The sequence below is a fragment of the Streptomyces sp. NPDC002044 genome (assembly GCF_040296725.1).
Taxonomy (GTDB): domain Bacteria; phylum Actinomycetota; class Actinomycetes; order Streptomycetales; family Streptomycetaceae; genus Streptomyces; species Streptomyces antarcticus.
In genome coordinates this window covers 1-10,789 of the sequence record NZ_JBEOXU010000177.1, presented here as the reverse complement: position 1 = coordinate 10,789, position 10,789 = coordinate 1, and the positions used below count along the sequence as shown (strand labels likewise).

Annotated in this window: 11 protein-coding genes and 1 riboswitch; of the genes, 9 read left to right on the top strand and 2 right to left on the bottom strand. The window is 71.7% G+C overall.

From position 1 onward, the window contains the following. The 7 genes from ABT106_RS28350 to ABT106_RS28320 form a co-directional block, all read left to right on the top strand. On the top strand, positions 1–286 hold a 286-nt coding region (locus tag ABT106_RS28350; RefSeq protein ID WP_351282884.1), incomplete at its 5' end, for a cytochrome P450. An 85-nt stretch (positions 287–371) separates the two neighbouring features. Then, entirely contained in the window at positions 372–1,451 is a 1,080-nt protein-coding gene (locus ABT106_RS28345; protein WP_351282882.1) for a LysM peptidoglycan-binding domain-containing protein, read from the top strand. 275 nt (positions 1,452–1,726) lie between these two features. Continuing rightward, positions 1,727–1,899: riboswitch (cyclic di-AMP (ydaO/yuaA leader) on the top strand. Positions 1,900–1,902: 3 nt separating this feature from the next. Next, positions 1,903–2,634, top strand: a complete 732-nt coding sequence (locus ABT106_RS28340) for a transglycosylase family protein (RefSeq protein ID WP_351282879.1) — start codon at positions 1,903–1,905, stop codon at positions 2,632–2,634. A gap of 294 nt (positions 2,635–2,928) precedes the next feature. Next, complete coding sequence (gene eno, locus ABT106_RS28335) at positions 2,929–4,221, top strand: phosphopyruvate hydratase (RefSeq protein WP_351282876.1); 1,293 nt, start codon at positions 2,929–2,931, stop codon at positions 4,219–4,221. A 128-nt stretch (positions 4,222–4,349) separates the two neighbouring features. Further along, the gene (locus ABT106_RS28330; RefSeq protein ID WP_351282873.1) at positions 4,350–4,838 is read left to right on the top strand and encodes an FtsB family cell division protein; all 489 of its coding nucleotides are present in this window, start codon (positions 4,350–4,352) and stop codon (positions 4,836–4,838) included. A gap of 48 nt (positions 4,839–4,886) precedes the next feature. Then, on the top strand, positions 4,887–5,432 hold the full coding sequence (locus ABT106_RS28325) for a DUF501 domain-containing protein (protein WP_351282870.1): 546 nt from the start codon (positions 4,887–4,889) through the stop codon (positions 5,430–5,432). Beyond that, positions 5,429–6,415, top strand: coding sequence for a Ppx/GppA phosphatase family protein (locus ABT106_RS28320; RefSeq protein WP_351282867.1), 987 nt, complete (start codon positions 5,429–5,431; stop codon positions 6,413–6,415). The genes ABT106_RS28325 and ABT106_RS28320 overlap by 4 nt, the downstream gene beginning before the upstream one ends. A 63-nt stretch (positions 6,416–6,478) precedes the next feature. On the opposite strand, the gene ABT106_RS28315 is transcribed toward ABT106_RS28320, so the two are convergent. Both ABT106_RS28315 and ABT106_RS28310 read right to left on the bottom strand, forming a co-directional pair. Continuing rightward, positions 6,479–6,748 carry a type II toxin-antitoxin system RelE family toxin gene (locus tag ABT106_RS28315; RefSeq protein ID WP_351282865.1) on the bottom strand — a complete coding sequence of 90 codons (270 nt, stop codon included), beginning with the start codon at positions 6,746–6,748 and terminating at the stop codon, positions 6,479–6,481. Next, entirely contained in the window at positions 6,745–7,017 is a 273-nt protein-coding gene (locus ABT106_RS28310; RefSeq protein WP_351282862.1) for a type II toxin-antitoxin system Phd/YefM family antitoxin, read from the bottom strand. The genes ABT106_RS28315 and ABT106_RS28310 overlap by 4 nt, the downstream gene beginning before the upstream one ends. 639 nt (positions 7,018–7,656) lie before the next feature. On the opposite strand from ABT106_RS28310, the gene ABT106_RS28305 reads away from it, so the two are divergent. Next, complete coding sequence (locus ABT106_RS28305; RefSeq protein WP_351282860.1) at positions 7,657–9,045, top strand: NAD(P)/FAD-dependent oxidoreductase; 1,389 nt, start codon at positions 7,657–7,659, stop codon at positions 9,043–9,045. A gap of 163 nt (positions 9,046–9,208) precedes the next feature. Beyond that, complete coding sequence (locus ABT106_RS28300) at positions 9,209–10,654, top strand: class I SAM-dependent methyltransferase (RefSeq protein WP_351282857.1); 1,446 nt, start codon at positions 9,209–9,211, stop codon at positions 10,652–10,654. Positions 10,655–10,789: the final 135 nt, after the last annotated feature.

Below are 10,789 nucleotides of genomic sequence, written 5' to 3'. Positions count from 1 at the left end.
CGACCGGGACCCCGGCCGCTTCGCCGACCCGGACGCCCTGGACCTCGCGCGCACCGACAACCAGCACCTCGGATACGGCCACGGCATCCACTACTGCCTGGGTGCTCCGCTCGCCCGGCTGGAGGGTCAGACCGCGCTCGCGACTTTGCTGACGCGTCTGCCGGACCTGGAACTCGCCGTTCCGCCCGGGGAGCTGCGCTGGCGCGGCGGACTGATCATGCGTGGCCTGCGCACGCTTCCCGTCCGCTTCGCAGCCCCAAACATCGGAGGAACACCTGACGCCTAGTCGACTGCGATCGGAACTTGTGACAATCGCTCAAAGGCCGCTAAGTTCTGCCGTTACCCCGCCGTTATGCGAAAGGTGCACCTACATGCGTTCCGGGAACGGCCGCCACAGACGCCCCCGCCAGGTCCCCGCGCTGGTTGTCACAGCCGGAGTCACTGGCTCCGCACTGGCCCTGCCGCTGCTCGCGGCCACCAACGCCACGGCCGCCGACGCCTCCACGTGGGACAGGGTCGCCGAGTGCGAGAGCGGCGGGAGCTGGAGCGCCAACTTCGGCAGCGGTGTGTACGGCGGGCTGCAGTTCACCCAGGACCAGTGGCGCGGCGCCGGCGGGCTCGACTTCGCGGAGCGGCCCGACCTCGCGAGCCGGTCCCAGCAGATCGCCGTCGCCGAACGGGTGCTGGCCTCCCAGGGGCCGCAGGCGTGGCCGCTGTGCGCGGCGTCCGCCGGACTGACCCAGCAGAGCCCCGCCGCGGAGGTGGACCCGGGCCTGCCCGGCGCCGCCGGTACCGCGTCGCCCTCGCCGAACCGCCCGGACGCCGAGGTGCCCGTCCACGGCTCCGGCGCCGCCAAGGACTTCGGGGCGCCGACCCCGACCCCGTCGGACACCCCGGCGTTCACCCTTCCCGACGCCCCGAGCGCGCCGCCGGGCGGACTTCCCGTCATGCCGGCGCCGGACGACCCGACGACGGCCCCGGCCGACCCGACGGCCCCCGTGACCCCCGGCGGCCCGGGCACGACCCCCGCGGACCCGACCGCCCCGGTGGCCCCGACGGCCCCCGTGGACCCCCTGGACCCCACCGCGCCGGCCGACCCGACGGCCCCGGCCGGCCCGGGCGCGCCCACGACCCCGGCCCCCGGCGCTTCCACCGGCCCGACGCCGCAGACGACCCCGGGCGCCTCCACCGACCCGTCGGTCCCGCCCGCCCTCCCGGCGGAGGGGAGCGGCAAGCACCGCGGAACGCCCGCCTTCGAGGCTCCCGGAGCGTCTGACGCCGCGTCGGACCCCTCGTACACCGTGAAGTCGGGCGACAGCCTGACCGCCATCGCGGACGCCAACGGACTCAAGGGCGGCTGGAACGCGCTCTACGCCGCCAACGAGCAGGTCATCGGCGGGGACGCCGACCTGATCAAGCCCGGCCAGAACCTGGATCTAAGCGCGAAATAGGGGTACTTCGGGCACCCTTTAAAGGATTGATTGTCCGTTTTCTGTAAGTGAGACATGTGTCTCTTCCGGTCAACTGGCGTGTCCCGCCCCGGAGCTCGCGCAAACCCCGTCCTCACCTGCGCAAACGCTTCCGGGGAGGGCGCAAGTAGGGGCGTTTCTCCCCGATGCGGCGCGTTGAACATCGGGGAGGGAGCCGTCTACCTTCTGAATCGCCCGCCACCGCGGGCTCCTTCGACCGCATCGCCGAATCCTGCCGGCGGACGGGGGGAACAGTCGTCGCGCAAGCGCCGAAGGCAGGAGCGGGGGAACCAAGGTAGGCGCCGGGAGCGGCCGTTGAGAGACGGTCACGCCACCGGCTAGGGGTTAAGACGTGCGCTAGGTCGCACGGCCGGGCAACTCACTCGCCCGAACCCGACAGCTCACCTCGTAGGCGTCGGTGAGGAGAAACTCCATGCTGCTTTCCGGCAAGGGCAAGCACCGCCGCGGTTCCAAGGCTGTCCGCCTCGTCACGCTCGCCGGTGTCGCCGGTGTGGCCGTGGCCGCCCCTCTGATGGCCGCCGGCACCGCCAGCGCCGCCACCGCGTCCGAGTGGGACAAGGTCGCGCAGTGCGAGGCCGGTGGCAACTGGGCCATCAACACGGGCAACGGCTACTACGGCGGCCTGCAGTTCTCGTCCTCCACGTGGGCCGCGTTCGGTGGCAAGACGTACGCCGCCCAGGCCAACCAGGCCACGAAGTCGCAGCAGATAGCCATCGCGGAGAAGGTCCTCAAGGGCCAGGGCAAGGGTGCCTGGCCGTCCTGCGGCGTGGGCCTGTCGAACTCCTCCTCCACCGGTGGCGGCTCGACGGAGACCCCGAAGCAGACCAAGAAGACCGAAACCAAGAAGACCGAAACCAAGAAGACCGAAACCAAGAAGACCGCGCCGAAGGTGGAGACCAAGCGCGCCCAGGCCCCGACGACGCGCTCCGAGCGCTCCGAGGCCCCGGCTCCGGCCGCCAAGCCGAAGGCCCAGGCCCCGAAGACCGGAAACGGCTCGTACGAGGTCAAGTCCGGCGACACGCTGGGCACCATCGCCGAGGCCAACGACGTCCAGGGCGGCTGGGAGAAGGTCTTCGAGCTCAACAAGGACATCGTCTCGGACGCCGACCTGATCTTCCCGGGCCAGAAGCTCAAGCTCAGCTGATCCAGCTGACCCCGCGGCACCCGCCGCAGGAGCCCCCGCGCTTCGCCCGCCGCACCACGCAGGGTCCCCATCGCCCGGCGCGCATCCCCCCGCGCGCCGGGCGGTGGTGTGTGCGGCCGCAGGCGTGCCGATCGAGAGTCCTATGTCCTGGAACGGGAGTATTCGGGCCCTTTTTCGTCCCAGGACCCGGGCGGTCGTCCGGCCGAATGCCCCGAGCCGGTTAGGCTCTAGGCGGCAAGGCCATCCCACGGCCTGACACGCCACCGCACACCCAGCGTCACATCCCAGAAGGAGATGCTCGTGCCGTCCATCGACGTCGTCGTAGCCCGGGAAATCCTGGACTCCCGAGGCAACCCCACGGTCGAGGTCGAGGTGGGCCTCGACGATGGCAGCACCGGCCGTGCTGCCGTCCCGTCCGGCGCCTCCACCGGTGCATTCGAGGCCATCGAGCTTCGTGACGGTGACCCCAACCGTTACTTCGGCAAGGGTGTCGAGAAGGCCGTCCTCGCCGTCATCGAGCAGATCGGCCCGGAGCTCGTCGGCTACGACGCCACCGAGCAGCGGCTGATCGACCAGGCCATGTTCGACCTGGACGCCACCGACAACAAGGGCTCCCTCGGCGCCAACGCCATCCTCGGCGTGTCCCTCGCCGTCGCGCACGCCGCGTCCGAAGCCTCGGACCTGCCGCTCTTCCGCTACCTCGGCGGTCCGAACGCGCACCTGCTGCCCGTCCCGATGATGAACATCCTCAACGGTGGGTCGCACGCCGACTCCAACGTGGACATCCAGGAGTTCATGATCGCCCCGATCGGCGCGGAGTCCTTCTCCGAGGCGCTGCGCTGGGGTGCCGAGGTCTACCACACCCTCAAGAAGGTCCTGCACACCAAGGGCCTCTCCACCGGTCTCGGTGACGAGGGCGGCTTCGCGCCGAACCTGGAGTCCAACCGCGCCGCGCTCGACCTCATCGTCGAGGCCATCAAGCAGGCCGGCTACGTCCCGGGCAAGGACATCGCGCTCGCGCTCGACGTCGCCGCGTCCGAGTTCTACAAGGACGGCAAGTACGAGTTCGAGGGCCAGTCCCGCTCGGCCGCCGAGATGACCGAGTACTACGAGGAGCTCGTCTCCGCGTACCCGATGGTCTCCATCGAGGACCCGCTGTACGAGGACGACTGGGCCGGCTGGAAGACCCTCACCGACCGCCTGGGCGCCAAGGTCCAGATCGTCGGCGACGACCTCTTCGTCACCAACCCGGAGCGTCTGGCCCGCGGCATCGAGGAGGGCTCCGCGAACGCCCTGCTCGTGAAGGTGAACCAGATCGGTTCGCTGACCGAGACCCTGGACGCCGTCGAGATGGCCCAGCGCAACGGCTTCAAGTGCATGATGTCGCACCGTTCCGGCGAGACCGAGGACGTCACCATCGCCGACCTCGCCGTCGCCGTGAACTGCGGCCAGATCAAGACCGGCGCCCCGGCCCGCTCGGACCGCGTCGCCAAGTACAACCAGCTGCTGCGCATCGAGGAGATCCTCGACGACGCCGCCGTGTACGCCGGCCGCTCCGCCTTCCCGCGCTTCCGCCCCGCGAACTGATCCCGCGCGGCACGGTCTGACCGCCGCCTCCGGTTTTTGCGGCGCCGGCCTCCGTACGTCCCCGCACTCGGTCCCGTACCGTGTGCGGGGACGTATTGCGTAGTGCGTATATAGGGGAGGCGGGATCAATGGCCGGGAACCGGGATCGGTTCTCCACCTTCTCCACCGCGACCAGGCTCAAGCAGCTCGGCGAACGGACCGCCGCCCACGTCTACCGCTCGCAGTCGCGCCGCCAGGTCCGCCGCAGCCGGCTCACCGGCCGGGCCGCTCTGCTGGTGCTGGTCCTCTGTACCCTGGTCGTCGCCCTCGCGTATCCGATGCGCCAGTACGTGTCCCAGCGCTCGGAGATCGCGGAGCAGCAGAAGGCGGCCGCCTCCGCGCGGCTCCGCCTGGAACGGCTCCGCGACGAGAAGGCCCGCTGGCAGGACGACGCGTACGCGGAGCAGCAGGCGCGCAAGCACCTGCACTTCCTGCGCCCGGGGGAGATCGGCTACATCATGAGCGACCCCGGCGCCGAGAGCCGCGAACGGCCCCGCACCGGCCAGGCAGGCTCCGACCGGCCCTGGTACTCCAATGTCTGGGACGGCGTCGACAAGGCCGACCGCCCAGGCGACTGACCAGCACCATCCGTCAACGAACCGCGAACGAAGAGACTTCCTCCAGGCATGCAGACGCCCCCGCCCCAGACCGACCGGACCGAGCCGACCGACGCGGACATCGAGGCGTTCGAGCAGCAGCTCGGCCGCCCCCCGCGCGGGCTGCGCGCCATCGCGCACCGCTGCCCCTGCGGCCAGCCGGACGTGGTGGAGACCGCCCCGCGGCTCCCCGACGGCACCCCCTTCCCGACGCTGTACTACCTGACGTGCCCCCGCGCGGCCGGCGCCATCGGCACGCTGGAGGCCAACGGCGTCATGAAGGAGATGCAGGCCCGGCTCGCGGAGGACCCGGAGCTCGCCGCCGCCTACCGGGCCGCGCACGAGGACTACATCACCCGCCGCGACGCCATCGACGTGCTCCAGGGCTTCCCGAGCGCCGGCGGCATGCCGGACCGGGTGAAGTGCCTGCACGTCCTGGTCGGGCACTCCCTGGCCGCCGGCCCGGGCGTGAACCCGTTCGGCGACGAGGCCCTCGCGATGCTGCCGCAGTGGTGGGCCAAGGGCGCCTGCGTCACCCCGTGCGGGGAGCGGAAGGCCGGGGAGGAGTCCCGGTGACCCGGGTCGCGGCCGTCGACTGCGGTACGAACTCCATCCGCCTGCTGGTCGCCGACGTCGACCCGGCCTCGGGCGCGCTGGTGGAGCTGGACCGGCGGATGACCGTCGTCCGGCTCGGCCAGGGCGTGGACCGGACCGGCCGCCTCGCCCCCGAGGCGCTGGAGCGCACCTTCGCGGCCTGCCGCGCGTACGCCGCGGTCATCAAGGAACTCGGGGCGGAGCGGGTGCGCTTCGTCGCCACGTCGGCCTCCCGGGACGCCGAGAACCGGGACGACTTCGTCCGGGGCGTGCTGGAGACCATCGGCGTCGAGCCCGAGGTGATCTCCGGCGACCAGGAGGCGGAGTTCTCCTTCACCGGCGCCACCCGGGAGCTGGCCGGCCGCGACGACCTGGCCAAGCCGTACCTGGTCGTGGACATCGGCGGCGGCTCGACCGAGTTCGTCGTCGGCGACGACCGGGTGCGGGCGGCCCGCTCCGTGGACGTCGGCTGCGTCCGGATGACCGAACGTCACCTGGTGGCGGACGGCCGGGTCACCGACCCGCCGACGCGGGAGCAGATCGCCGCCATGCGGGCCGACATCGAGGCGGCGCTCGACCTGGCCGCCGAGACGGTGCCGCTGGGCGAGGCGCGCACCCTGGTGGGGCTGGCCGGCTCGGTGACCACGGTCGCCGCGATCGCGCTCGGGCTGCCGGAGTACGACTCGGCGGCGATCCACCACTCCCGGATCTCCTACGAGCGGGTCCGCGAGATCGGCGAGCGGATGCTGACGGCGACGCACGCCGAGCGCGCCGCGATCCCCTCGATGCACCCGGGCCGGGTCGACGTGATCGGGGCGGGCGTGCTCGTCCTGCGGGCGATCATGGAGCGGACCGGCGCCCGGGAGGTCGTGGTCTCGGAACACGACATCCTCGACGGCATCGCGATCAGGACCGCGGAAGAGGCCGAGGCGGACAAGCGGCGTTCTGGCCTTCCGAATCGCTGAACGGTGGTGCTCAGGTCGGCTGACCGGAGCACCACCGCTGTGCGGGACTCAGACGTTCCGGGCTCAGATGTTGCGGTGGACGTCGCGCCGGTCGCCGACCTTGACGACGAGGATGATCAGCTCGCCGTCCAGGACCTGATAGGCGATCCGGTAACTGCCCACCCGGAGTCTGCAGAGGCCGGACGGTCCGGCGAACTTCTTGATGTCGGCGTCCTCGCGGTACGGATCGTCTCCCAGCGCGGTCAGTGCGGCGAGGACGCGCATCGCGGCCGGCCGGTCGATGGCCCGGAGCTGCCGTTGCGCCGCGGTGGTGAACCGGAACGCGTACTTCACGCCGCGCCGTCACCCCGTTCACTGAACAGGTCGGCCAGCAGCTCGGCCATGGTCACGGTCGGACCGCCTTCGGCCAGCACGGCCTCCGCCTCGCGTGTGAGCAGTTCGTCGGCCGCATCTTCGAGCGCGATGAAGTCCGCGATGGGAACCAGGGCGGCCACCGGGGCGCCGTTACGGGTGATTATGGTCGGACTGCCCTGCTCTGCCCGATTGATGTGGTCCGCGAGATGGGCACGGGCTTCGCGCACGGTCACAGCGTTCTCACTCATGGCAGCAGTGTACGCGTCCACGTGTACACGTGCCGGTACGGGCACGTGTCTATGCGGGTTGCCCGGACCCTCGACGGCATCGCGATCAGGACCGCGGAAGAGGCCCGAGGTGGACAAGCGGCGGTCCTGACGCGCCTCGTCCCCCGAAGGCGGCGCCCGGGTCATCGGATCCGGAGCGCCGCTTTCGCCGTCGGATGCCGTGGCGCCCGGCGGCCGCGGGCCGTGATTCCCAGGCGAGTGGGTCCGATCGGGCGGTCGGACAGGGGCCCGGAGGGGGCTTTGGTCCCGTGATCCACATGAAGTTCGTGAAGTTCTTCACAAGGAAAAGGGGTCTGTTGGTCGAACGAAGGGGCCCTTCGGGGCGCTCCGGGGGCCTTCGGGCCCCTTTCCGCGTCCTTTCGTACGAACCGGGGGCGCGACGGGTTCCGTGTCGGAGCAATGGACGAAGCCCGGTGGTCCAGTCCGTTTGAGGGCCTACGGGCCAGTTCAGGACGGGTGAACAACGATTCCCGTCGCGCGCTGGTTCCCGTCGCGGGCCATGACCTCGGTCACGTGGGCGGCGGAGTGTAGCAGAGGGACCCGGACACCTTGTGAAGGGGCTCACGAGCGTCACCCCTGAGGGTGCTGGATACTCGTTCCATGAGCACCACGGAGCGTCCCAGGATCCTCGTTGTAGGAGGTGGGTACGTAGGCCTGTACGCAGCCAAGCGCATCATGAAGAAGATGCGCTACGGCGAGGCGACCGTCACGGTCGTCGACCCGCGCTCGTACATGACCTACCAGCCCTTCCTCCCCGAAGTGGCCGCAGGCAGCATCTCGCCTCGGCACGTCGTCGTCCCGCTGCGACGCGTGCTGCCCAAGGCAGAGGTCCTCACCGGCCGGGTCACGACCATCGACCAGGACCGCAAGGTCGCCGTCGTCACGCCGCTGGTCGGCGAGGCGTACGAGCTGCCCTTCGACTACCTGGTGATTGCGCTCGGAGCCGTTTCCCGCACCTTCCCGATCCCCGGCCTCGCCGAACAGGGCATCGGCATGAAGGGCGTCGAAGAGGGCATCGGCCTGCGCAACCACGTCCTCGAGCAGCTGGACAAGGCCGAGTCCACGACGGACGAGGACGTCCGCCGCAAGGCCCTCACCTTCGTCTTCGTCGGCGGCGGCTTCGCCGGTGCGGAGACCATCGGCGAGGTCGAGGACATGGCCCGCGACGCCGCGAAGTACTACTCCAGCATCAAGCGCGAGGACATGCGCTTCATCCTGGTCGACGCGGCCGACAAGATCCTTCCCGAGGTCGGGCCCAAGCTCGGCACCTGGGGCAAGGAGCACCTCGAGTCCCGCGGCATCGAGATCTACCTCAACACCTCCATGGACTCCTGCGTGGACGGCCACGTGGTGCTGAAGAACGGCCTCGAGGTCGACTCCAACACCATCGTGTGGACCGCGGGCGTCAAGCCGAACCCGGTGCTGGCCCGCTACGGCCTGCCGCTGGGCCCGCGCGGCCACGTCGACGCCGAACCGACCCTCCAGGTCAAGGGCACCGACTACATCTGGACGGCCGGCGACAACGCCCAGGTGCCGGACCTCGCCGCCCGCAAGGCCGGCGTGGAGAACGCCTGGTGCCCGCCGAACGCCCAGCACGCGCTGCGCCAGGCCAAGGTCCTCGGCGACAACGTCATCTCGGGCATGCGCGGCTTCCCGCAGTCCGAGTACTCGCACTCCAACAAGGGTGCGGTGGCGGGCCTCGGCCTCCACAAGGGCGTCGCGATGATCGTCATGGGCAAGATGAAGATCAAGCTCAAGGGCCGGCTCGCCTGGTACATGCACCGTGGCTACCACGGCATGGCCATGCCGACCTGGAACCGCAAGATCCGCGTCTTCGCCGACTGGACCCTCGGCATGTTCCTCAAGCGCGAGGTCGTCTCCCTCGGTGCGCTGGAGACCCCCCGCGAGGAGTTCTACGAGGCCGCCAAGCCGGCGCCGGCTCCGGCCGCCGCCGTCACGGCTCCGGCCGAGAAGGCCAAGGCGTCCTGACCCGGCGGTGCCGGTGAGGACCTGAGCACGACCCGCAGTACCCGCCCGATCCGAAGGGGCCGTCCGCCATCCGTGGTGCGGACGGCCCCTTCGGCGCGTCCGGCGGCTTACCCGCGGTCCGGGGTGGGTAGACCGGGGGGTCGGAGCTTTGTGGAGGTGCGCCATGACCGACGCCGCGCCGCGGCTGGCCGCTGTTGCCGAGACCCTGCTGGGCACTCCCCTGCCGGTGCGCGTACGCGCGTGGGACGGCAGTGAGGCGGGCCCGCCCGGAACCCCGATCCTCGTCGTCCACAACCGTCGGGCGCTGCGCCGCATGCTCTGGAAGCCCGGCGAGATGGGCCTGGCCCGGGCCTGGGTGGCGGGGGAGCTGACGGTGGAGGGCGACCTGTTCGAGCTGCTGGACCGGGTGGGCGGCCTGCTCTGGGCCCGGGCACCCGCGACCCCGGCGCCCGCGCCCGTGGCCGTGCGCGCGCTCCCGGCGCCCGCGCCCACCGTGCCCGCGCTCCCGGCGCCCGCGACCCGGGGGCCCGCCCCGCGGCGCCCCCGGCGGCCCGGCCGGCTCTCCCGGGCCGCCGGCACCGCCGCGCTGCTGCGCGACCCGCGGGCACGGGCCGCCGTACGGGAGCTGGCCGCCCTCGCCCGGCCCTGGCCGGCCCCCGCGGCGCCCCCGGAGGAGGCGCACCGCCGCGGCGGACCCCGCCACACCAAGGGCAGCGACCGGCAGGCCATCAGCCACCACTACGACGTCGGGAACGACTTCTACGAACGGGTCCTCGGGCCCTCCATGGTGTATTCGTGCGCCTACTGGAGCCCCGGCGGGACCCTGGAGGAGGCCCAGCACGACAAGCTCGACCTCGTCTGCCGCAAGCTGGCCCTGAGAACCGGTGACCGGCTCCTCGACGTCGGCTGCGGCTGGGGTTCGATGGCCCTGCACGCAGCCCGCGCGTACGGCGTCCGCGTCACCGGGGTGACCCTCTCGCGCGAACAGGCGGCGTACGCCCGCAAGCGGGTCGCGGACGAGGGCCTCGCCGACCTGGTCGAGATCCGGATCCAGGACTACCGGGACGTCGACGACGGCCCGTACGACGCCGTGTCCTCCATCGGGATGGCCGAACACGTCGGCTCCGACCGCTACCGGGACTACGCCCGCACCCTGTACGCCCTGCTGCGCCCCGGCGGCCGGCTGCTGAACCACCAGATCGCTCGCCGGCCGGAGCCCGACGGGGAGGCGTACCGGATCGACGAGTTCATCGACGCCTACGTCTTCCCCGACGGGGAGCTGTCCCCGCTCGGCACCACCGTGGGGGAGCTGGAGCGGGCCGGTTTCGAGGTCCGGGACGTGGAGGCGCTGCGCGAGCACTACGCGCTGACCCTGCGGGCCTGGGTGGGGCGGCTGGACGCCCACTGGGACGCCGCGGTCCGGCTGACCTCGCCGGGACGGGCCCGGGTCTGGCAGCTGTACATGGCGGCTTCGGCGCTCGCCTTCGAGCACGGCAGGCTCGGGGTCAACCAGGTCCTCGCGGTGAAGACCGCGGCGCGCGGCGACGCGGGGGTGCCGCTGAGGCTGCGCACCTGGGGCCCGGGCCCGCAGGAGGAATCCGGGGCCTGAGCGGGGCGCGCCGCCCGCGTACGGGGTCCGGGTACGGCGGAAGGGCCACAGCAGACCGCCGGTCTGCTGTGCCCGATGGGCACCCGCAGCCGGCTCGGCCCGGTGCCGCGCCGCCACAGCGCGGCGGGTTCGTGC